At 62.0% G+C, this 21,899-nt stretch carries 17 protein-coding genes and 1 pseudogene; 16 read left to right on the top strand and 2 right to left on the bottom strand.

Features of this window, described 5'->3' with window-relative positions; all coding sequences use genetic code 11:
• Positions 1–64: 64 nt before the first annotated feature.
• Positions 65–1,390, bottom strand: a complete 1,326-nt coding sequence (locus MB84_RS16705; protein ID WP_039397133.1) for a C4-dicarboxylate transporter DctA — start codon at positions 1,388–1,390, stop codon at positions 65–67.
• 399 nt (positions 1,391–1,789) lie between these two features.
• Between MB84_RS16705 and MB84_RS16695 the strand changes: the two genes are divergently transcribed.
• The 9 genes and pseudogenes from MB84_RS16695 (at position 1,790) to MB84_RS16655 (ending at position 12,129) form a co-directional block, all read left to right on the top strand.
• Positions 1,790–3,000 (top strand): IS3 family transposase gene (locus MB84_RS16695; RefSeq protein WP_157122856.1). Its coding sequence is split into 2 segments (ribosomal slippage): positions 1,790–2,105 and positions 2,105–3,000, totalling 1,212 coding nucleotides; the frame shifts between segments, so codons are not numbered across the junction.
• 220 nt (positions 3,001–3,220) lie between these two features.
• Complete coding sequence (locus MB84_RS16690) at positions 3,221–3,982, top strand: SDR family NAD(P)-dependent oxidoreductase (RefSeq protein WP_211279315.1); 762 nt, start codon at positions 3,221–3,223, stop codon at positions 3,980–3,982.
• A 336-nt stretch (positions 3,983–4,318) separates the two neighbouring features.
• Positions 4,319–4,623, top strand: a pseudogene (locus MB84_RS29085) (trehalase family glycosidase); the annotation flags it as partial.
• 161 nt (positions 4,624–4,784) lie between these two features.
• On the top strand, positions 4,785–5,546 hold the full coding sequence (locus tag MB84_RS16680; RefSeq protein WP_046292570.1) for a FadR/GntR family transcriptional regulator: 762 nt from the start codon (positions 4,785–4,787) through the stop codon (positions 5,544–5,546).
• A 195-nt stretch (positions 5,547–5,741) separates the two neighbouring features.
• On the top strand, positions 5,742–6,887 hold the full coding sequence (gene carA, locus MB84_RS16675) for a glutamine-hydrolyzing carbamoyl-phosphate synthase small subunit (RefSeq protein WP_046292569.1): 1,146 nt from the start codon (positions 5,742–5,744) through the stop codon (positions 6,885–6,887).
• Positions 6,888–6,918: 31 nt separating this feature from the next.
• Entirely contained in the window at positions 6,919–7,587 is a 669-nt protein-coding gene (gene leuE / locus MB84_RS16670; RefSeq protein ID WP_046292568.1) for a leucine efflux protein LeuE, read from the top strand.
• A gap of 18 nt (positions 7,588–7,605) precedes the next feature.
• The gene (gene carB / locus MB84_RS16665) at positions 7,606–10,848 is read left to right on the top strand and encodes a carbamoyl-phosphate synthase large subunit (protein ID WP_046292567.1); all 3,243 of its coding nucleotides are present in this window, start codon (positions 7,606–7,608) and stop codon (positions 10,846–10,848) included.
• A gap of 305 nt (positions 10,849–11,153) precedes the next feature.
• The gene (greA, locus tag MB84_RS16660) at positions 11,154–11,630 is read left to right on the top strand and encodes a transcription elongation factor GreA (protein ID WP_039397144.1); all 477 of its coding nucleotides are present in this window, start codon (positions 11,154–11,156) and stop codon (positions 11,628–11,630) included.
• A complete protein-coding gene (locus MB84_RS16655) occupies positions 11,614–12,129 on the top strand; it encodes a DUF4149 domain-containing protein (RefSeq protein ID WP_046292566.1) in 516 nt (171 codons plus the stop codon). The genes greA and MB84_RS16655 overlap by 17 nt, the downstream gene beginning before the upstream one ends.
• Before the next feature lie 139 nt (positions 12,130–12,268).
• Here MB84_RS16655 and yhbY read toward each other — a convergent pair whose 3' ends face one another.
• Entirely contained in the window at positions 12,269–12,769 is a 501-nt protein-coding gene (gene yhbY, locus MB84_RS16650; RefSeq protein ID WP_046292565.1) for a ribosome assembly RNA-binding protein YhbY, read from the bottom strand.
• 156 nt (positions 12,770–12,925) lie between these two features.
• On the opposite strand from yhbY, the gene MB84_RS16645 reads away from it, so the two are divergent.
• The 7 genes from MB84_RS16645 (at position 12,926) to pstA (ending at position 21,882) form a co-directional block, all read left to right on the top strand.
• Entirely contained in the window at positions 12,926–13,576 is a 651-nt protein-coding gene (locus MB84_RS16645; RefSeq protein ID WP_039397148.1) for an RlmE family RNA methyltransferase, read from the top strand.
• 119 nt (positions 13,577–13,695) lie between these two features.
• Positions 13,696–15,570 carry an ATP-dependent zinc metalloprotease FtsH gene (gene ftsH / locus MB84_RS16640; protein WP_046292564.1) on the top strand — a complete coding sequence of 625 codons (1,875 nt, stop codon included), beginning with the start codon at positions 13,696–13,698 and terminating at the stop codon, positions 15,568–15,570.
• A 482-nt stretch (positions 15,571–16,052) separates the two neighbouring features.
• Positions 16,053–16,832 (top strand): dihydropteroate synthase, encoded by a 780-nt coding sequence (folP, locus tag MB84_RS16635; RefSeq protein WP_245725574.1) that lies wholly within the window; start codon positions 16,053–16,055, stop codon positions 16,830–16,832.
• Between the two features lie 188 nt (positions 16,833–17,020).
• On the top strand, positions 17,021–18,364 hold the full coding sequence (glmM, locus tag MB84_RS16630) for a phosphoglucosamine mutase (protein ID WP_046292563.1): 1,344 nt from the start codon (positions 17,021–17,023) through the stop codon (positions 18,362–18,364).
• A 471-nt stretch (positions 18,365–18,835) separates the two neighbouring features.
• A complete protein-coding gene (pstS, locus tag MB84_RS16625; protein ID WP_046292562.1) occupies positions 18,836–19,870 on the top strand; it encodes a phosphate ABC transporter substrate-binding protein PstS in 1,035 nt (344 codons plus the stop codon).
• A gap of 138 nt (positions 19,871–20,008) precedes the next feature.
• Positions 20,009–20,983 (top strand): phosphate ABC transporter permease PstC, encoded by a 975-nt coding sequence (gene pstC, locus MB84_RS16620; protein ID WP_046292561.1) that lies wholly within the window; start codon positions 20,009–20,011, stop codon positions 20,981–20,983.
• Positions 20,984–20,985: 2 nt separating this feature from the next.
• The gene (pstA, locus tag MB84_RS16615) at positions 20,986–21,882 is read left to right on the top strand and encodes a phosphate ABC transporter permease PstA (RefSeq protein WP_046293904.1); all 897 of its coding nucleotides are present in this window, start codon (positions 20,986–20,988) and stop codon (positions 21,880–21,882) included.
• The last annotated feature ends 17 nt before the right edge of the window (positions 21,883–21,899 follow it).

Raw genomic sequence — 21,899 nt, 5'->3', positions numbered from 1 at the left:
AATTGCTTGGTTGTTCTGAGGGGCGCAGCATTCGCCGCGCTCCTCGCATGCCTGACTCAGTGCTTCAGCGTGTCAGTGCAGCGTTTGCCGGTGCACCTTCGATGCCGTCTTCAGACGCCGCAATCGGCTCGTACGGCAACACGCCATCTAGCACTTTGTGCGCTCTCGCGAAGTCGACATCTTTTTCCCACGCGGCCACGACGAGCGTCGCCACGCAGTTGCCCAACAAGTTGGTAATGGCTCGGGCAATGCCCACGAACCAGTCGACCGGCAGGATCAGCACAAGGCCAATCACCGGGATGGCCGGAATGGCCGCCAGCGTCGCCGCCAAAATCACAATCGCCGAACCCGGAATTCCATGCGCTCCCTTGGACGTCAGCAGCGATACCAACACCACCAGAATCAGGTCGTGCATCGACAACGGTGTATTCGTTGCCTGCGCAATGAAGATGACCGCCAGCGTCAGGTAGATGGAGAAGCCGTCGAGGTTGAACGAGTATCCCGTCGGTACGACCAGGCCCACCGTCGATTTCTTGATGCCCATCCATTCGAGCTTGCGCATGATCGCGGGCAATACGGCATCGGACGACGCCGTGCCCAACACGATCGACAACTCTTCACGGAAGTACTTGATGAACTTGAAGATGTTGAAGCCCGCCAGTCGCAACACCCCACCCAGTACAACCGTCACGAATACGAAGCAGCTCGCGTAGAACACCAGCACGAGCAAACCCAGTTGCTTGAGCGACGACGCACCGTACTTCCCCGTGGTGAACGCCACCGCGCCCAGCACGCCCAGCGGCGCGAGCCGGATGATGAACGCCATCACGCGGAAGAAGACATGGCTCAGATCTTCGATGAATCGCGCCACCGGACGACCCCGCTCGCCCAAGGCCGCCAACGCACAGCCGAACATGACGGAGAAGACGAGGATCTGCAGGATGTCGCCCTTGGCAAAGGCATCGGTAATGGTGTCGGGGATGATCTTGAGCAAGAAGCCCGCCGTGTCTTTCAGGCTCTTGGCATGCTCGGTGTAGGCCGCCATCGAACCGGCGTCCAGACTGCGGATGTCGATGTTCATGCCCGCGCCCGGACGCGTCACCCACGCCAGCACCGCACCAATGACCAGCGCGAAGGTGGTAATGATCTCGAAGTACAAGATGGCCTTGACGCCCACCCGGCCCACTTTACGCAAGTCGCCCGCGCTCGCCATGCCGCTGACGACAACACAGAAGACGATCGGGCCAATCACCATCTTGATGAGCTTCAGAAAGCCATCGCCCAACGGACGCAACGACTCTCCCAACTGCGGAAACCAGATGCCTAACGCCACACCCACTATCAACGCAATAACGACTCGGCCAAACAACGAACGAAACAGCTTGGGCATGGTTTGTCTCCTCTGCCTGCGCAAATCACTCTCTAGGATTTCGCAATCTCGATTTCAACGGGCTTGAACGGACTGCTCTCGGGGGCTGATTCTCTACCGCTGTATGTCTCACTTCAGGTCATGCGCGGCGTCATCATCGGCCGCCAACACCAGATTTCGTCAGTGTAAATCTACAAGTCATACCGGTCTGACCAGTTGTGTTATGGGGAATATTAGAAAGCCAATATAGTGAGGTCAAGGACTGTCGTTTGAGGGGATTCCCTAGGACGAAGGTATGCAGTGGCGCTGGCCGGTGCGGGGCAGGGTGGAGCGGCCCCATGAAACACCGGACACAGCGACCCACTTACAATAACGGGTAGGCATAAGACTGTGTTTTTGACTAACACCAAGCAGGAAGTGATGGAAGTGTTGACGGGCCCAGAGCGCCGGCGTCGCTGGACGGCGGAGCAGAAACTGTCGATGGTTCGCGAGAGTTTCGAACCGGGAAAATCGGTTTCAATGGTCGCGCGCCATTACGGCGTGAACCCGAACCAGCTATTCCACTGGCGCAAGCTGTACCAGGACGGTAGCCTGTCAGCGGTCAAGGCTGGCGAAGAAGTGGTTCCGGCATCGGAGTTGGCTGATGCGCTCAAGCAGATTCGCGAGCTGCAACGGATGCTCGGCAAAAAAACAATGGAGAACGAGATTCTCCGGGAAGCAGTTGAATACAGCCGAGCAAAAAAATGGATAGCGCACTCGCCCTTGCTGCCGGAGGACGGCCAGTGAAACTGGTCTGTGAAGTTCTCGGCGTGTCGCGCTCGAACGTATCGGCACGACTGTCGCGTCCGGCGACGTGGCGCGATGGCCGGCAATCAAGGCCGACCGACGACGAAACTGTAGTCGAGGAAATCCGCCGTGTCGTCGGCGATTTGCCCAGCTATGGCTACCGGCGGGTTTGGGGCACGTTGCGCAACGAGCGCGTTGCAGTTGGACTGGCGCCGTTCAATGCCAAGCGCATTTATCGCATCATGCGAACGCATGGGCTGCTGACGCAGCGCCGACCGATTGCGCCGCGAGCCCACCGTCGACATGATGGCAAAGTGGCCGTCGCGCGCAGCAATCAGCGATGGTGCTCGGACGGCTTCGAGTTCCGCTGCGACAACGGCGAGCCGCTGCGTGTGACGTTTGCGCTGGATTGCTGCGACCGAGAAGCGATGAGCTGGGCGGCGACGACAGCAGGCCACAGCGGCGACATTGTGCGCGACGTGATGCTGGCCGCAGTGGAAAATCGGTTCGGCAACGAGGTGCATACGCCGTCCGAAATCGAGTGGCTGAGCGACAATGGTTCGGGCTATACGGCTGACGATACGCGCCGGTTTGCGATGAACATCGGACTAAAGCCATTGACCACGCCCGTGTGCAGTCCGCAAAGTAACGGCATGGCCGAGAGCTTCGTGAAAACGATGAAGCGCGACTACGTCGCCTTCATGCCGAAGCCGGATGCTGCAACCGCTGCTCACAATCTGGCCATTGCATTTGAGCATTACAACGAGAAGCACCCCCATAGCGCGCTGAAATACCGCTCGCCTCGCGAGTTCCGGCGCTCGATGGATTCAGCAACCTTAGTGTGATGGTGTGTCCGGTTTTACAGGGTCAACTCCACAGGGAAATCGTTCGCAATAGCGCGTAAGTCGTTGGTTTTGCTGGGTGAGTCGGGCGAAGTTTGTGTGAACTTCGCTTTCCGGCCCGCGGTCGCACTGGTATCTGGCGTGCAGTTTCGGCTTCCGCCGCGAGGACGGCGGGCAGGGCGCACAGATCCCACTTCTTGCTCGTCAGGGAGGCGACATGCGAATGAAGGACAGGGTGGTACTCGTCACCGGAAGTGCTCAGGGGATCGGACGCGCCATCGCGATCCGGCTCGCCCAGGAAGGGGCGCGCATCGTGGTGGAAGACCGGCAGGACAACGCGATGGCCGAGCAGACGCTCGACTCGGTTCGCGCCGCCGGTAGCGACGGCTGCGTGATCGCAGGGGACGTCGGGCGCGTGGAGGACGACCGCGCCGTCATCGAACAGGCCGTCGCCAAAATGGGACGCCTCGATGTGCTGGTCAACAACGCCGGTGTCGAACGCCGTGCCCCTTTCCTCGACGTGACGCAAGCCGATTACGACCTCGTCATGAACGTCAATCTCAAAGGGGCGTTCTTTCTGACGCAAGCCTTTGTGAAGCACCTGCGCGATACGCAGCGCGGCGGGCGCATCGTGAACGTCAGCTCGGTGCACGAGGAGTTGCCGTTTCCTCACTTCACGAGCTATTGCGCAAGCAAGGGCGGCATGAAGATGATGATGCGCAATCTCGCTATCGAACTCGCACCGCTCGGCATCACGGTGAACAACGTCGCGCCCGGTGCCGTCGGCACCCCCATCAATCAGCAATTGCTCGCGAACAAGGCTCAGCTCGAAGCGCTCGTCGCGAACATTCCGCTCGGCCGTCTCGCGAATCCCAGCGAAGTGGCGAACGCCGTGCTGTTCCTCGCTTCGCCCGAAGCCAGCTATGTGACGGGCACGACGCTGTTCGTCGACGGTGGCCTGCTCTGGAACTACGCAGAGCAGTAACGATGACAGACACCGCACAACGCATGCTCGCGAAGGGGGATGACGCCGGACGTCGCCCACTGCGCACCGTCGGACATCCTCACGCCGTACGATCGCTATCAGGAGCTTTTCGTCGCCGTATAAACGCGACGCATCTTTGCCGACAGCAAGACGTTAGTGGACTGCGCGCCCTCGCTGGCGCCCGAAGAGATTCTCCGCCGTTATCGCGAAGACGCCGACAAACCCGGCTTCGATCTGTCGCGCTTCGTGGGGACGTATTTCACGCTGGAGCGCACGCCGCCCAGCGAATATGTGTCCGATCCGGGACAAGGGCTTGTCGAGCATATCGACGGTCTCTGGGATCCGCCCGACGGCTGGGCGCCGCTTCAGTGGATGGCCGTCCACGGCCTGCGCAAGTACAGGGAGAACCGGCTCGCGGGGGACATCGCCATCGCCGACTCTCCACCGTCGGCTCGCTCTATGCAAGCGAGGGCAAACTCGTCGAAAAGTATTCGCTGCACACCAGCGAGGCGATGAGCGCCAGCGGCGGTGGCGGCGGCGAGTACCCGCTTCAGGACGGCTTCGGTTGGACGAACGGCGTGGTACGGCGTCTGCTCGGCGATCACCCGGAGCATCAAGCGCATCGGGTGAAAGCCGCATGAGGACATGGCGCGGCGGCGAGCAGGGCAGGCAGGGCGGGGATGGCGCTAACCGGAAGCCCCTGTGGTCGAGGTTTCCCGGTCGCCGGGGGTATGTTCGCGTGAGGAGAAATTTGGCGTCGTACAATGCGCCATACGCCTACCCACACGCCTTGTGAGGACCCATGAAGCATTCGGCGCATGCCGTAACCGACGCCGCCGTCGCCACGATTCGCGAGCGCATCGAACGCCAGGTCTATCCCGCCGGTGCGATGCTGCCCTCGCAACGTCAACTCGCCGAGGAACTGGCCATCAGCCGCGCCTCGCTGCGCGAAGCCCTCTCCACGCTCGAAGCGCTCGGCATGGTCGCCATCCGACCGGGCAAGGGCGTCTATGTGAACGACGCCTCCGCCCGTATCGGCGTCGCGTGGCGCTTCGCCGACCAGATTTCGCTCGCCGACACTTATCAGCTGCGCTACGCCCTGGAAGGGTTTTCCGCCCGGCTGGCCGCACTCGCGGCCAGCGTCACCGAGATCGACTGGCTCACCGATAACGTCGAATCGATGAAGGGCGCACTGATCGAGGGCGATGTCGATGCCGCCGCGCAACTTGACTTCGCGTTCCATCTGCGCATCGTCGGCCTCGCAGGGAACGCCGCCATCGCCGATATCCTGCGCGGCAGCACGGAAATCGTCATGGAAAGCCAGCGCTTGCCGTTTTATCAGCGAGAACTGGTGCTCTCCACCTATCATGAACATCTGGAGATCCTCGACGCGCTGCGACGCCGCGACGGCGCCGCCGCAGGCGCTTCGATGGAGCGACATATCGTGCTCGCGGCCCAGCGGGCCGGTATTCACTTCCCTATCCCCTCTGCGTATCCGTCTGCCGAGGGGGTCGCCTCCCGAGAGTCCGCAGAGCGTACTGGTGCATCGCACGTTCAGCTTTGAGAAGATCCGGATTTGCGCTATACTTTGAAGGTTTTAGTCATTTAACCCTCACCCTAGCGCCTACCCGCCCGACATCTCGTCCGCCGCCCGAGCATCCGCTGTGCGCATATTCCGCGCAATTCCGGTGCCCGCGCTGATGTCATCGCTAGCGGACGGTGAGGCTGGCAGCAGGGGTGAACCCTCCAGGAGTTTCCCGTGCTGCCGTCATTCTCACCCGCCATTCTCGCGCTCGCTGACGGCACGGTCTTTCGTGGGTACGCCATCGGCGCTGCCGGTCACACCATCGGTGAAGTGGTCTTCAATACGGCCATTACCGGCTATCAGGAAATCCTTACCGACCCCAGCTATGCGCGCCAGATCGTCACGCTGACGTATCCGCACATCGGCAACACGGGCGTCAACGGTGAAGACGTCGAAGCCACGAAAGTCCATGCCGCCGGCCTGATCATCAAGGATCTGCCGATCCTCGACTCGAATTTCCGCGCCAACAAGACGCTGTCGCAGTACCTGAAGGACGAAGGCGTGGTCGCCATCGCCGGTATCGACACGCGCCGTCTGACCCGTATCCTGCGCGACAAGGGCGCTCAGAACGGCTGCATCCTCGCCGGCGAAGAGGCCGACGAAGCCAAGGCCATCGCCCTCGCACAATCGTTCCCCGGTCTGGCCGGTATGGACCTCGCCAAGGCCGTCTCCACCCCCGAGCAGTATGCGTGGACGGAAACGGAATGGACGCTCGAGCAAGGCTACGGCGAGCAGAAGGATCCGAAATTCCACGTGGTCGCCCTCGACTACGGCGTGAAGCGCAATATCCTGCGCATGCTGGCCCAGCGCGGCTGCAAGGTCACGGTGCTGCCGGCCCAAAGCTCGGCCGACGACGTGTTCGCCCTGAACCCGGACGGCGTGTTCCTCTCGAACGGCCCCGGCGATCCGGAGCCGTGCGACTACGCCATCGCTGCGACGAAGACGTTCCTGGAGCGCCGCTTCCCGACGTTCGGGATCTGCCTTGGCCACCAGATCATGGGGCTGGCCGTCGGCGCGAAGACGCTCAAGATGAAGACCGGTCACCACGGGGCCAACCACCCGGTGAAGGACCTCGATACGGGCCGCGTCGTCATCACGTCGCAAAACCATGGTTTCGCCGTGGACGCGAACAGCCTGCCGGCCAACGCACGCGTCACGCACGTGTCGCTGTTCGACGGCACGCTGCAAGGCTTCGAGCTGACGGACCGCCCGGCATTCTGCTTCCAGGGCCACCCGGAAGCGTCGCCCGGTCCGCACGACATCGGCTACCTGTTCGACCGCTTCGTGCAGTCGATGGCCGACGCCAAGCAGCCCGCGTAAGCGTAATAAGCAAGATAGGGAAACACGCACCATGCTCGGAAACTCGATCGGCATCCTCAACCTCTGGACGTATCTGGCCGGGGTCGCGGTCGTCATTCTGCTGCCGGGGCCGAACTCGCTCTACGTGCTGGCCGTGGCCGCACAGCGCGGGGTTCGCCAGGGGTATGCAGCCGCTTGCGGCGTGTTTCTGGGCGACACGGTACTCATGACGCTGGCCGCCGCCGGTGTGGCGTCGCTGCTGCACACGCAACCGGCGCTGTTCTTCGTGGTGAAGTACCTCGGCGCGGCGTATCTCTGCTGGATGGGCCTGAACATGCTGCGCGGGGCAATCGCCAACGCACGCTCGGCACGGGCCAAATCGACCCGGACAGTCGCCGCACCGAAGCCGGTCGACGCCGATCACCCGTTCAAGCGTGCCCTGTTCATCAGTCTGCTGAACCCGAAAGCGATCCTGTTCTGCGTGTCGTTTTTCATCCAGTTCGTCGATCCGGGCTACGCCTACCCGGCCGTGTCGTTTGCGGTGCTGGGCGTCATCGTACAGACCTGCAGTTTCCTGTATCTGAGCACGCTGATCCTGGCCGGTTACCGCCTGGCCGAGCACTTCCGGCAACGTCGCCGGTTGAGCGCCGGGGCAACCGGCGGCGTGGGCGCGTTGTTCGTCGGCTTCGGTGTGAAGCTCGCGACCGCGACGCTGAGTTAAATTTTTGTTGAGAACGTTATGCCAAAGCGCACAGACATCAAGAGCATCCTCATCATCGGCGCCGGCCCGATCATCATCGGTCAGGCATGCGAGTTCGATTATTCCGGCGCACAGGCCTGCAAAGCACTGCGCGAGGAAGGCTACAAGGTCATCCTGATCAACAGCAACCCTGCCACGATCATGACCGACCCGGACACGGCCGATGTCACCTACATCGAACCGATCACCTGGGAAGTCGTCGAGCGAATCATCGCCAAGGAGCGCCCGGATGCCATTCTCCCGACGATGGGCGGGCAGACCGCGTTGAACTGCGCGCTCGACCTGCATCGTCACGGCGTGCTCGACAAGTACAAGGTGGAGCTGATCGGCGCATCGCCGGAAGCCATCGACAAGGCCGAAGACCGTCAGAAGTTCAAGGACGCGATGACCAAGATCGGTCTCGGTTCGGCCAAGTCGGGCATCGCCCATTCGATGGAAGAAGCCCTCGCCGTGCAGGCGCAGATCATGGCCGAGATCGGCGGCAGCGGGTATCCGATGGTGATCCGTCCGTCGTTCACGCTCGGCGGCTCGGGCGGCGGTATCGCCTACAACCGCGAAGAGTTCGAAGAGATCTGCAAGCGCGGCCTCGACCTCTCGCCCACGCGCGAACTGCTCATCGAAGAGTCGCTGCTCGGCTGGAAGGAATTCGAGATGGAAGTCGTGCGCGACCGCGCCGACAACTGCATCATCGTCTGCTCGATCGAAAACCTCGACCCGATGGGCGTGCACACCGGCGACTCGATCACGGTGGCCCCCGCGCAGACGCTGACCGACAAGGAATACCAACTGCTGCGTAACGCATCGCTCGCCGTGCTGCGCGAGATCGGTGTGGAGACAGGCGGCTCGAACGTTCAGTTCTCGATCAACCCGAAGGACGGCCGCATGGTCGTCATCGAAATGAACCCGCGTGTGTCGCGTTCGTCGGCGCTGGCCTCGAAGGCCACCGGCTTCCCGATTGCCAAGGTCGCCGCGAAGCTGGCCGTCGGCTACACGCTCGACGAGCTGCGCAACGAAATCACCGGCGGCGCTACGCCTGCCTCGTTCGAGCCGACCATCGACTACGTCGTCACCAAGGTGCCGCGTTTCGCGTTCGAGAAGTTCCGCGAAGCCGACGCCCGCCTGACCACGCAGATGAAGTCGGTCGGTGAAGTGATGGCCATGGGCCGCACGTTCCAGGAATCGTTCCAGAAGGCCATGCGCGGTCTGGAAGTCGGTGTGGACGGTCTGGACGAAAAGTCGACCGACCGCGACGAGATCGTGGCCGAAATCGGCGAGCCGGGCCCGGACCGCATCTGGTACGTGGGCGACGCGTTCCGTCTGGGCATGAGCCTCGAAGAGGTGTACGCCGAGACCGCGATCGACCCTTGGTTCCTCGCCCAGCTCGAAGCCATCGTCAAGAAGGAAAAGGCGCTGTCGGGCCGCACGCTGGCAAGCCTGACGACCGAAGAACTGCGCTTCCTGAAGCAAAGCGGCTTCTCGGATCGCCGTCTGGCCAAGCTGCTCGGCACCGATCAGGCGGCCGTGCGTAAAGCCCGTATCGCGCAGAAGGTGCGCCCGGTCTACAAGCGCGTGGACACCTGCGCTGCCGAATTCTCGACCAACACGGCTTACATGTACTCGACCTATGAGGAAGAGTGCGAAGCCCAGCCGACCGACAAGAAGAAGATCATGGTGCTCGGCGGCGGCCCGAACCGTATCGGTCAGGGTATCGAGTTCGACTACTGCTGCGTGCACGCCGCGCTCGCCATGCGCGAAGACGGCTACGAGACCATCATGGTCAACTGCAACCCGGAAACGGTGTCGACGGACTACGACACATCGGATCGTCTGTACTTCGAGCCGGTGACGCTGGAAGACGTGCTGGAAATCGTCGACCTCGAAAAGCCGGTCGGCGTGATCGTGCAGTACGGCGGCCAGACGCCGCTCAAGCTCGCGCTGGATCTCGAAGCGAACGGCGTGCCCATCATCGGCACGAGCCCGGACATGATCGACGCCGCCGAAGACCGCGAGCGTTTCCAGAAGCTGCTGCATAAGCTCGGCCTGCGTCAGCCGCCGAACCGTACGGCCCGCGCGGAAGACGAAGCGCTCAAGCTGGCCACCGAAATCGGATACCCGCTGGTGGTGCGCCCGTCCTACGTGTTGGGTGGCCGTGCGATGGAAATCGTCCACGAACCGCGTGACCTCGAGCGCTACATGCGCGAAGCCGTCAAGGTGAGCCACGACAGCCCGGTGCTGCTCGACCGCTTCCTGGACGACGCCATCGAGTGCGACGTCGATTGCATCTCGGACGGTAAGGACGTCTACATCGGCGGCGTGATGGAACACATCGAACAGGCGGGCGTCCACTCGGGCGACTCGGCTTGCTCGTTGCCGCCGTACTCGCTGTCGGCCGAAACGATTGCCGAACTCAAGCGTCAGACGGCCGAAATGGCGAAGGCGCTGAACGTGGTCGGCCTGATGAACGTGCAGTTCGCGATTCAGCAGGGCAACGGCGTCGATACGATCTACGTGCTGGAAGTGAACCCGCGTGCGTCGCGTACGGTGCCGTACGTCTCGAAGGCCACGGGCCGTCAACTGGCCAAGATCGCCGCCCGCGCGATGGCCGGTCAGTCGCTCACGTCGCAAGGCATCACGAGCGAAGTCGTGCCGCCGTACTACAGCGTCAAGGAAGCCGTGTTCCCGTTCGTGAAGTTCCCGGGCGTCGACCCGGTGCTCGGACCGGAAATGCGCTCGACGGGGGAAGTGATGGGCGTGGGCCGCACGTTCGGCGAAGCGCTCTTCAAGTCGCAACTGGCGGCTGGCTCGCGTCTGCCGGCTTCGGGCACGGTGCTGCTCACGGTGAAGGACGCCGACAAGCCGCGCGCTGTCGAAGTGGCGCGCATGCTGCACTCGCTGGGCTACCCGATCGTTGCCACGCGTGGCACGGCGGCAGCCATCGAAGCGGCCGGGATCCCGGTGCGCGTGGTCAACAAGGTGAAGGATGGTCGTCCGCACATTGTCGACATGATCAAGAACGGCGAGATCGCGCTGGTGTTCACTACGGTGGACGAAACCCGCACGGCGATTGCCGATTCGCGCTCGATCCGTATGTCGGCGCAGGCACACAAGGTCACGTATTACACGACGATCTCGGGTGCCCGTGCGGCGGTGGAAGGCCTGAAGTATCTGCAAAACCTCGAGGTCTATGACCTCCAGGGCTTGCACGCGCAACTGCCCGCCTGAGTGTCGGGCAGGTGACGCAGATACGCCCGGGGCGTTCGACTTGGTAGGTTGGGTCGGGCGCATCGGGTAACGTCGCAAGACAATGGCGCGTTCGTTGGGGAACTGATCTCCGCCGGACGCGCCAAATGCTTTAGATGTGCTTGCAGCGTGGCGACGCGCTGTGCGACCGGTCCTCCGGTTGGCAGCGTCGGCAACTCTGCTACACTAATGCAACATAGGTGTCACAGCCGCGGTCGAGCGGCGTTCGCAAAAAGTGCGAATGCGGCTTCGCTGCGGCAATTTTTTTGTCTTTCGGAACAACGCGCATGAGTACCATTCCTCTGACCAAGCGGGGCGCTGAACTGCTCAAGGAAGAGCTGCACCGCCTGAAGACCGTCGAACGTCCGCATGTGATCACGGCGATTGCTGAAGCCCGTGCGCAGGGCGATCTGTCGGAAAACGCTGAATACGACGCCGCTAAAGAAAAGCAGGGCTTCATCGAAGGGCGTATCGCCGATCTCGAATCGAAGCTCTCGGCAGCACAGATCATCGATCCGTCGGTGTTGGACGCCGAAGGTCGTGTGGTCTTCGCCGCCACCGTCGAACTCGAAGACCTCGAGAGCGGCGGCACGGTGCTGTATCAGATCGTCGGCGACGACGAAGCTGACCTGGAGCACGGCAAGATTTCGGTGAGCTCGCCGATTGCCCGTGCATTGATCGGTAAGTACGCAGGCGATGTGGCCGAAGTGCAGGCCCCGAGCGGCGTGCGCGAGTACGAGATCATCGATGTCCGCTACGTCTGATGTGACGTTGGCCAGCGGTGCGCCTCGGCTGGAACGATTGTTCCGCCTGATCGCGACCGTCTGGTGCGGCAGCCAGTGGGCGATCGGCTATATCGTCGCCCCCACGCTGTTCGCTGTGCTGGAGTCGCGCATGGTTGCCGGAACGGTTGCCGGTCGACTGTTTCACACGCAAGCCTGGCTCAGTCTGGTATGCGGCGTGTTGCTGGTCTGGCTGGCTACCGCGCTGATTGCCCGCACGGCCGATGCGCAGGCAGCGCGCAGCTATCGTGGCCTTCGCTGGCTCGCAGTGGCGATGATGGTGTGTGTGCTGATCGGCTCGTTTGGCCTGCAGCCGTTAATGGCCGATCTTCGCGCACAGGCAGAAGCGTCGGGTGTCGACATTGGCCAATCGGCCTATGCTTCGCGCTTCGGCATGCTTCATGGTGTTTCGAGCGGCCTTTACCTGCTGCAAAGCTTGCTGGCGATTGCACTGATCTGGCGTCAGCCGGTGCGCGGCTAAGTGCCGCAGGGCGGGGTGAGACGGAAACCGACTTCGATACTGTCCAATGGTGTCACGCACAAAAAAACGCGCCCGACGATGTCAGGGCGCGTTCTTTTGAGGGCTGGCGGAAGTTGTGGCGTCCGCCGCCATCGGGGACTTAGTCGTTGCGCTGGCGCTTGACGCTGGTCTGACGCTTCTTGGCGCGCTTGACGATGCCGCCTGCGGTCATGCGTTCGTTGCCTGCAACCGTCACTTTCTTGACGGTCGGGCGACGACCCGCGTTGGTGCTGGACTTGACGACGGTCACGGTGCGCGGTGCGCGACCCTTGACGGTGGCGCCGGTGCCGCCGGATTTGCCGCGAACCGGCACGGCCGTTTCGTCAGGCGTCGGGCGATACAGAACGAGCAACTTGCCAATGTGTTGTACCGGCGCTGCACCCAACTGGTCGCAGATGGATTCGTAAATGGCCACGCGCGTGTCGCGTTCGTCACCGAACACACGCACCTTGATCAGTTCGTGGGCTTTCAGTGCGCCGTCGATTTCCTTGAGCACCGCCGGCGTCAAGCCATCGGCGCCGATCAGAACGACGGGATTCAGCGCGTGAGCGGCAGAGCGCATGTCGGCGCGTTGCGCCGGGGTCAGGGTCAAAGCGGGCATAAAAGACAGAAGACAGACGAGACAAACGAGTTAGGATGCGCCCGCGAATCGAGGCCTGACCACCGTTGGCGGCCGATGACGGCTGTCGGTGGGCTAAAAGATTTTGGGCGCGCAAGGGCGTATTATCCTGCAAATTCGCAGTGTTTTTGAAGAAATATGGCAAAAAACCGTTTCAACCACGCGTGGTTGCACGATCACATCAACGATCCCTACGTCAAAATGGCGCAGCGCGAGGGCTACCGTGCCCGTGCCGCCTACAAACTCAAGGAGATCGACGAGCAGGATCGGCTGATCAAGCCGGGCCAGGTCATCGTCGACCTCGGATCGACGCCGGGCAGTTGGAGTCAGTACGCCCGTAACAAGCTCGCAGGCGGCAAGCGCGTCGAAGGCGGCATCGACGGGACGATCATCGCGCTCGACATCCTGCCGATGGAGCCGATCGCCGACGTCCACTTTCTGCAAGGCGACTTCCGCGAGGACAGCGTGCTGGAGCAACTCGAAGAAATCGTCGCCGGACGCAAAGTCGACCTTGTAGTTTCCGATATGGCCCCCAACTTGTCGGGTGTGGCGTCGGCCGATGCAGCGCGGATCGAGCATTTATGCGATCTGGCGCTGGATTTTGCACAGCGACACCTGAAACCGGAAGGGGCGTTACTGGTCAAATGTTTTCACGGCAGCGGCTATAGCCAGATTGTCGAAAAATTCAAACACCAGTTCAAAACCGTGGCGCCGCGCAAGCCAAAGGCGTCGCGAGACAAATCCTCCGAAACGTTCATTCTGGGTCGGGGTTTGAAAAATCCGGCTTGATGCCCGTCAAAACAGCGCACTGGCGCTATGGTGGCGGTAGAGAATCACTATAGCGGTGCGCCTGCGAGTGGATTAGAATGAATTCCTGGCGCGAAGCGATTTCATGAAGGAGCAACGCTTTGAACAATAATATGTTTTCCAAAGCGGCGGTGTGGTTAGTCATCGCGCTGGTCTTGTTTACTGTTTTTAAACAGTTCGACAAGCCGCACGTCCAGGAGGGCGTGACGTACTCCCAGTTCATGGACGATGCCAAGAATGGCAAGATCAAGAACGTGGTGGTGCAGGGCCGCAGCCTTCAGGTGACGCCTAGCGACGGCCAGAAGTACACGATCGTGTCGCCCGGCGACATCTGGATGGTCGGCGATCTGATGAAGTACGGCGTTCAGGTCTCGGGTAAGGCCGACGACGAACCGAACGTGCTCATGTCCGCGCTGTACTACCTCGGACCTACGTTGCTGATCATCGGCTTCTGGTTCTACATGATGCGACAGATGCAGGGCGGGGGTAAGGGCGGTGCCTTCTCCTTCGGCAAATCCCGCGCGCGCCTCATCGACGAGAATGCCAATCCGGTCACCTTTGCCGACGTCGCAGGCTGCGACGAAGCCAAGTACGAAGTGGGCGAACTCGTCGACTTCCTGAAAGATCCCCAAAAATTCCAGAAACTGGGCGGCCGTATTCCGCGCGGCGTGCTGCTGGTCGGCCCACCGGGAACCGGTAAGACGCTGTTGGCGCGCGCCATCGCCGGCGAAGCCAAGGTGCCGTTCTTCAGCATCTCGGGCTCGGACTTCGTGGAAATGTTCGTCGGCGTGGGCGCTGCCCGTGTCCGCGACATGTTCGAAAACGCGAAGAAGCAATCGCCCTGTATCGTGTTCATCGACGAAATCGATGCGGTCGGTCGCCATCGTGGTGCCGGCATGGGCGGCGGTAACGACGAACGCGAACAGACGCTGAACCAGATGCTGGTCGAGATGGACGGCTTCGAAGCGAACTCGGGCGTGATCGTGATCGCTGCGACGAACCGTTCGGACGTGCTGGACAAGGCACTGCTGCGCCCGGGCCGTTTCGACCGCCAGGTCTACGTCGGTCTGCCGGATATCCGCGGCCGCGAACAGATCCTGAAGGTGCACCTGCGCAAGGTGCCGATCGCGAACGACGTCGACGCATCGGTGATCGCCCGCGGTACGCCGGGTATGTCGGGGGCCGATCTGGCCAACCTCGTGAACGAAGCCGCACTGTTCGCGGCGCGCCGTAACAAGCGCATCGTCGAGATGCTGGACTTCGAAGACGCGAAGGACAAGATCTTCATGGGTCCGGAGCGTAAGTCGGCTGTGATGCGCGACGAAGAGCGCCGCGCCACGGCTTACCACGAGTCGGGTCACGCTGTGGTCGCCATGCTGCTGCCGGGCGCCGATCCGGTGCACAAGGTCACGATCATTCCGCGTGGCTGGGCACTGGGTCTGACGATGCAGTTGCCGGAGCACGACAAGTATTCGGAGTACCGCGACACGATGCTCACGCAGATCGCCATTCTGTTCGGCGGCCGTGCGGCGGAAGAAGTGTTCATCAACAAGATGTCGACGGGCGCTTCGAACGACTTCGAGCGTGCCACCAAGCTGGCGCGCGATATGGTGACCCGTTACGGTATGTCGGACGCCCTGGGCCCGATGGTCTACGTCGATACCGAGCAGGATTCGATGTTTGGCCGGATGTCCGCCAAGTCGGTGTCTGAAGCGACGCAACAGAAGGTCGACACGGAAGTTCGCCGCATTCTGGACGAGCAGTACGCGCTCGCGAAGGAGCTGCTGGAAGACAACCGCTCGAAGGTCGAGTCGATGACCGAAGCCCTGATGGAATGGGAAACGATCGACGGCGAGCAGATTGGCGACATCATGGAAGACCGCCCTCCGCGTCCGCCGAAGGGTGGTCAGTCGAGTGGCGGTGCTTCGGGTGGCAACCCGCCGCTCAAGCCCAGCAACACCCCGGCGACCGTCTGACGGACGTCCCGACAGTCGAAAGACTGTCTCCCAGAAAGGCTGGCACTTCGCCGGCCTTTTTGCATCTATGACGCGAAAACCGCAGGCGTCGGGCGACCGGCGTTGCTTGGGGCAGCATTTCTCGCAGTTTTCACAAGGATGGATTTCGTTGTTACCGAGTGTTTCCGTCGTCGATGGGACAGTTGAACCCGGTAACATTACGGCCATATGGGGCACCCGGTACACCGGGCGTCCCGGCCCGCCCCGCACCTCAGTCGTACGGGCCGCGATATGGGTTTTATTGAGCTACGAGCTTCCGAATGTCCACCGAGCAGTCGCAATCCCTTTCTTCGTCCGCGCAGGCAGTGCACACGCACGCTGCCGACACCCAAGGCGTCACAGACGACATCGTCCTTTCGGCGAGTGCGTCAGACGCGCCCGTCAGGCCCGACACGCTGGCGTTAGGGCCGCGCTTCCGGCTCGACGCGCGCCGCGTTCACGTTATGGGCATCCTGAACGTCACGCCCGACTCGTTCTCCGACGGCGGTAAGTTCGTGGCGCGCGACGCCGCACTGCGCCACGCGGAGCAACTCATTGCCGACGGCGTAGACATTCTCGATATCGGTGGCGAATCCACCCGTCCGGGCGCAGAAGCGTTGCCGGAAGACGCCGAGCTTGAACGCGTCGTGCCCATCGTCGAGGCGTTGCGCGACTGTGGCGTGCCGATGTCCATCGACACCTACAAGCCCGGCGTGATGCGCGCGGTTCTGGCCGCCGGGGCGGACATGATCAACGATATCTGGGGCTTCCAGCAGCCGGGCGCGCTCGAGGCTGTGCGAGACAGCGAGGCGGCCCTGTGCATCATGCACATGCTGCACGACCCGAAGACCATGCAGGAGGCCCCGATCTACACAGACGTGGTGACCGAGGTCGCGGCCTTTCTCGACGGTCGTGTCGATGCGATGCTCGCGGCCGGTGTTGCGCCGACGCGTCTCTATCTGGATCCGGGATTCGGTTTTGGCAAGAATCTCGCCCATAATCTCGCCTTGCTCAAACACTTGCGCGTGCTGTCGCGCGACGGATTGCCCTTGCTTGTCGGCATGTCGCGCAAGCGGATGCTGGGTGAAATCACGGGGCGTCAGACACCGCAGGAACGCCGCGTGGCGAGCGTTGCGGCGGCGATCTGCGCAGCGCAACGGGGCGCTGCCATCATGCGCGTGCACGATGTCGCCGAAACGGTCGATGCCCTCAAGGTCTGGCAAGCCGTGCGCGACGCCGAGTAAGTGTGCCAACCGGCGTAAGTCGGTGCAAACCGCAAACCGCAAACCGCAAACCGCAAACCGCAAACCGCAAACCGCAAACCGCAAACCGCAAACCGTATAAGCAGCAAAAAAAGCCGCTACAAACAACGAACGACGCGCGCGCCTGAGCAGTCAACCGGCGCGACGCGTCAACTGGGAACGATTCGACGATGAAACGACGCTATTTTGGGACTGATGGGATTCGCGGCACGGTGGGTGAGAGCCCGATTACGCCGGAGTTCGTGCTGCGCCTGGGCTATGCCGCCGGACGTGTGCTTGCCGGTAATCAATCCTCCGGCCGCCCCACGGTATTGATCGGCAAGGACACGCGTGTCTCGGGCTACATGCTCGAAGCGGCGCTCGAAGCCGGTTTTGCCGCCGCAGGCGTCGACACGATGCTGGCCGGACCGATGCCTACGCCCGCCGTCGCTTATCTCACGCGTGCGCTGCGTCTGGCAGCCGGCGTGGTGATCAGCGCCTCGCACAATCCGTATCACGACAACGGCATCAAGTTCTTCTCCGCAGACGGCAACAAGCTGCCGGATCAGACCGAACTGGCCATCGAAGCCGAACTCGATAATCCGATGACCTGCGTGCGCTCGGAGCAGCTTGGCAAGGCGCGCCGTCTGGATGACGCTGCGGGCCGCTACATCGAGTTCTGCAAGAGTACGTTCCCGAACGACTTCGACCTGCGCGGCATGAAGATCGTGGTCGACTGCGCCAATGGCGCGGCGTATCACATCGCCCCGCACGTGTTCCACGAACTGGGGGCTGAAGTCATTGCCATCGGCAATCAGCCAAACGGCTTCAATATCAACGAGGACTGCGGTGCGACCGCGCCGGACGCGCTCATGCGCGCCGTGCGGGCGAACCACGCCGATCTCGGCGTGGCGCTCGATGGTGACGCTGACCGCCTTCAGATCGTCGACAGTGCAGGGCGCCTCTTCAACGGCGACGAGCTGCTGTACCTGCTCGTCAAGGACCGGCTGGAGAACGGCGGCGTGGCGGGTGCGGTGGGCACGCTCATGACCAATATGGCGGTCGAAGTGGCGCTCAAGGGCCTGGGTGTGCCGTTCGTGCGCGCAAAGGTGGGCGACCGCTACGTGCTGGAACAACTGTACAAGCACGGCTGGCAGATCGGCGCAGAGGGCTCAGGACACATTCTTTGCCTGGACAAGCACACCACGGGCGACGGCATCGTCTCGGCGCTTCAGGTGCTGGCGGCGATTCGCCGAGCGGACAACAAGCCGCTGGCGAAGTTGCTCGAAGGCGTGCGTCTGTTCCCGCAACACATGATCAACGTGCGTACCCCGGCTGGTTATGACTGGCAGGCCGATACGCGTCTGAGCGCCGAGCGCGAGGCCATCGAGGCCAAGCTGGGCGAAGCGGGGCGCGTGCTTATCCGCGCCTCGGGGACCGAGCCGGTGCTGCGCGTGATGGTCGAAGCACGCGACGAGTCGCAGGCCACTGGCTTTGCCCAGCAACTGGCGAACGTCGTCAAAGCCGCCGCGTAATTTCTGCATTTGCCGCATTCGCTGCATTTGTCGTACGGCGACGCCCTCTGCGGCGTCGCCAGCCCTTCCGAAATTCCTCTGCGCGAATGCGCTGCGCACCTCCCGAGACGCTCCGGCCGAGCTTCCCTCCCATCATGGCAATCTGATGGGTCGCTGTTCACAATTGTGACAATTGCCTGAGATTCGTCAGACCATTCCTGACACCGATCCGTCACTGTCACGGCGCTGACACAGGCCGAAAATGAGGGTTTCCGACGCGCTGATTTTCGTTGGAAATCCTCGGAAACCCGCGCCAATCCGCAGTCTTCGCGAGAATGTCGCGAACGTCGGCATGCCCATGCAATATGACGATCCCAAGGCGACTTCGTGACATTGGCATGGTGAGCTTTCGAAAATGACACATTACTGTCACATTCGGAATCTATTCTTCGAGCCATCCACACGCTGTACCACACCAACTCGGAGAAATCCATGAAGCTGATGAAGACTGCGATTGCCGGCCTGGCTGGCGTTCTGTTCGCCGCTGGCGCGATTGCGGGCGAAATTACGGGCGCAGGCAGCACGTTTGCCGCACCGATCTACACCAAGTGGGCTGACGCTTATCAGAAGTCGACCCAGAACAAGGTCAACTACCAGGGCATCGGTTCGTCGGGCGGCCTCAAGCAGATTCAGGCCAAGACCGTCGATTTCGCCGGTTCGGACGCTCCGTTGACGGATGAAGAACTCGCCAAGCAAGGCCTGTTCCAGTTCCCGACGGTGGTCGGCGGCATCGTGCCGGTGATCAACGTTCCGGGCGTGAAGGCTGGCGAACTCGTCCTGTCGGGCGAAGTGCTGGGCGACATCTACCTGGGCAAGATCAAGAAGTGGAACGACCCGGCCATCGCCAAGCTGAACCCGAAGGTCAAGCTGCCGGATACCGACATCGCCGTGGTTCGCCGCGCCGACGGTTCGGGCACCAGCTTCGTGTTCACGAACTACCTGTCGAAGGTCAACGCCGAGTGGAAGAGCAAGGTCGGCGAAGGCACCACGGTCAATTGGCCGACGGGTACGGGCGGCAAGGGTAACGATGGCGTCGCCGCCTTCGTGCAACGTCTGCCGGGCGCTATCGGCTACGTGGAATCGGCCTACGCCAAGCAGAACAAGCTGACGTACACGGCACTGACGAACGCCGACGGCAAGACGGTCGAGCCGACCGCCAAGACGTTCGCCGCTGCAGCTGGCAAGGCCGAATGGTCGAAGACGTTCTACCAGATCCTGACGAACGAAAAGGGTGCGGATTCGTGGCCGATCGTGGCGGCTACGTTCGTGCTGGTTCACCAGAAGGCTGACGCTGGCAAGGAAGCGCAAAGCGCCGACGTGCTGAAGTTCTTCGACTGGTCGTTCAAGAACGGCGCCCAGACGGCTCAGGAACTCGACTACATCTCGCTGCCGGAAGACGTCCTGAAGCAAATCCGTGCTGGCTGGAAGGCGAAGGTTGCCGAGTCGGCCTCAAAGGCTGGCGTCTAAAACGCTTGCATGAGGCGCCGGGCGATGCAACGCAGCGTTGCCTGGCACCTCGAAACCGGCAATATCCGCGCCGCCTGTTCCGAAGCCCGAATCGATATCTGGCAACGGCTGGCGGCGCGCTCACGCTGAGACGACATCATGGCAGAAGCCACCAGCCCCCTCGCATCATCGGGCGCGCAGCGCGCTCCGTCTTCCCTGGGCGATTTTCTCTTCGCGCTGCTCACACGCGGTGCCGCCCTCGTTACGCTGCTTCTGCTCGGTGGCATTATCGTGTCGCTGATCATCAGCGCACTGCCGTCGATCGAGAAGTTTGGCTTCGCCTTTCTGTGGACGAAGGAATGGGATCCTCCCGCAGAACAATTCGGCGCGCTCGTGCCCATCTACGGCACGATCATTACGTCGGTCATCGCCCTGATCATTGCGGTGCCCGTCAGCTTCGGCATTGCCCTGTTTTTGACTGAACTCTCGCCCGTGTGGCTGCGTCGCCCGCTGGGCACCGCCATCGAGCTACTGGCGGCCATCCCGAGTATCGTCTACGGGATGTGGGGCTTGCTGGTGTTCGCTCCGATCTTCAGCCAGTACTTCCAGAAGCCGCTGGGCGCGCTGCTCGGCGGTGTGCCGATCATCGGCGCGCTGTTCCAGGGGCCGCCGCTCGGCATCGGTATTCTGCCCGCCGGCGTGATCCTCGCGATCATGATCATTCCGTACATCGCCTCGGTCATGCGCGACGTGTTCGAAGTCACGCCCGTGCTGCTCAAGGAATCGGCCTACGGCATCGGCTGCACGACCTGGGAAGTGATGTGGCGCGTGGTGCTGCCCTTCACGAAGACGGGGGTGATCGGTGGCGTGATGCTGGGTCTGGGCCGCGCTCTGGGCGAAACGATGGCCGTCACGTTCGTGATCGGCAACACGAACCTGCTCGACAACATCTCGCTGTATTCGCCGGGCAATAGCATTACCTCGGCGCTCGCCAACGAGTTCGCCGAAGCGGGTCCGGGGCTGCATACGTCCGCGCTGATGGAACTCGGTCTGATCCTGTTTTTCATCACCTTTGTGGTGCTGTCGCTGTCCAAGCTGATGCTGCTGCGCCTCGAGAAAGGCGAAGGTAAATAATGATGACCCAACAAGCGCTCGAATTGGAAACGCCCGCCGTGAAGCCCACCGACGCCTTTACCCGCGTGCGTCTGCAAGCCTATCGTCGCCGCAAGAACATGTTTGCGATTGCCATGTCGCTCGCGGCCATGGCCTTCGGTCTGATCTGGCTGCTGTGGATCCTCTACACCACGCTTTCGCTCGGCATCGGCGGCCTGTCGCTGTCGCTGTTCACCGAAATGACGCCCCCGCCGAACACGGCCGGTGGCGGTCTCGCCAACGCCATTGTCGGCAGTTTGGTGATGGTGGGGGTTGCAACGCTGGTCGGCACGCCGCTGGGCATTCTGGCCGGTGTGTATCTGGCGGAGTACGGTCAGAAGTCGTGGCTCGCGAGCATCACGCGCTTCATCAACGACATTCTGCTGTCGGCCCCGTCGATTGTGATCGGTCTGTTCGTCTACGCACTGGTGGTCGCGCAGATGGGCCACTTCTCGGCCTGGGCGGGCATCATTTCGCTCGCGTTGTTGCAGATCCCGATCGTGATCCGTACCACGGAGAACATGCTCAAGCTGGTGCCGAACAACCTGCGTGAAGCGGCCTTCGCACTGGGCACGCCGAAGTGGCGAATCATCGTGAAGATCACGCTCAAGGCGTCCATCGCCGGTATCGTGACGGGTGTGTTGCTGGCTGTGGCGCGTATCGCGGGCGAGACGGCACCGCTGCTGTTCACGGCCCTGTCGAACCAGTTCTGGTCGCTGAACCTGAACCAGCCGATGGCCAACCTGCCGGTCACCATCTTCAAATTTGCCATGAGCCCGTTTGCCGAGTGGCAATCGCTTGCCTGGGCGGGCGTATTCATCATCACCCTCGGGGTGCTGTTCCTGAACATTCTGGCGCGTACGTTGTTCGCCAAGAAGTAATCGGCAACTTCGAACGA

This window comes from Pandoraea oxalativorans, assembly GCF_000972785.3.
GTDB lineage: Bacteria > Pseudomonadota > Gammaproteobacteria > Burkholderiales > Burkholderiaceae > Pandoraea > Pandoraea oxalativorans.
The sequence above is the reverse complement of the archived record's forward strand: the minus strand, read 5'-3'. Positions and strand labels throughout refer to the sequence as shown.

Excerpts from the sequence above, each read along its gene's own strand:
- MB84_RS16655 (WP_046292566.1), top strand. The coding sequence starts at position 11,614 with ATGTCCGCTACGTCTGATGTGACGTTGGCCAGCGGTGCGCCTCGGCTG.
- yhbY (WP_046292565.1), bottom strand. The coding sequence starts at position 12,769 with ATGCCCGCTTTGACCCTGACCCCGGCGCAACGCGCCGACATGCGCTCT.
- pstA (WP_046293904.1), top strand. The coding sequence starts at position 20,986 with ATGACCCAACAAGCGCTCGAATTGGAAACGCCCGCCGTGAAGCCCACC.
- pstC (WP_046292561.1), top strand. The coding sequence starts at position 20,009 with ATGGCAGAAGCCACCAGCCCCCTCGCATCATCGGGCGCGCAGCGCGCT.
- greA (WP_039397144.1), top strand. The coding sequence starts at position 11,154 with ATGAGTACCATTCCTCTGACCAAGCGGGGCGCTGAACTGCTCAAGGAA.
- MB84_RS16705 (WP_039397133.1), bottom strand. The coding sequence starts at position 1,390 with ATGCCCAAGCTGTTTCGTTCGTTGTTTGGCCGAGTCGTTATTGCGTTG.
- leuE (WP_046292568.1), top strand. The coding sequence starts at position 6,919 with ATGCTCGGAAACTCGATCGGCATCCTCAACCTCTGGACGTATCTGGCC.
- MB84_RS16645 (WP_039397148.1), top strand. The coding sequence starts at position 12,926 with ATGGCAAAAAACCGTTTCAACCACGCGTGGTTGCACGATCACATCAAC.
- carB (WP_046292567.1), top strand. The coding sequence starts at position 7,606 with ATGCCAAAGCGCACAGACATCAAGAGCATCCTCATCATCGGCGCCGGC.
- folP (WP_245725574.1), top strand. The coding sequence starts at position 16,053 with ATGGGCATCCTGAACGTCACGCCCGACTCGTTCTCCGACGGCGGTAAG.
- MB84_RS16680 (WP_046292570.1), top strand. The coding sequence starts at position 4,785 with ATGAAGCATTCGGCGCATGCCGTAACCGACGCCGCCGTCGCCACGATT.
- glmM (WP_046292563.1), top strand. The coding sequence starts at position 17,021 with ATGAAACGACGCTATTTTGGGACTGATGGGATTCGCGGCACGGTGGGT.
- pstS (WP_046292562.1), top strand. The coding sequence starts at position 18,836 with ATGAAGCTGATGAAGACTGCGATTGCCGGCCTGGCTGGCGTTCTGTTC.
- MB84_RS16690 (WP_211279315.1), top strand. The coding sequence starts at position 3,221 with ATGAAGGACAGGGTGGTACTCGTCACCGGAAGTGCTCAGGGGATCGGA.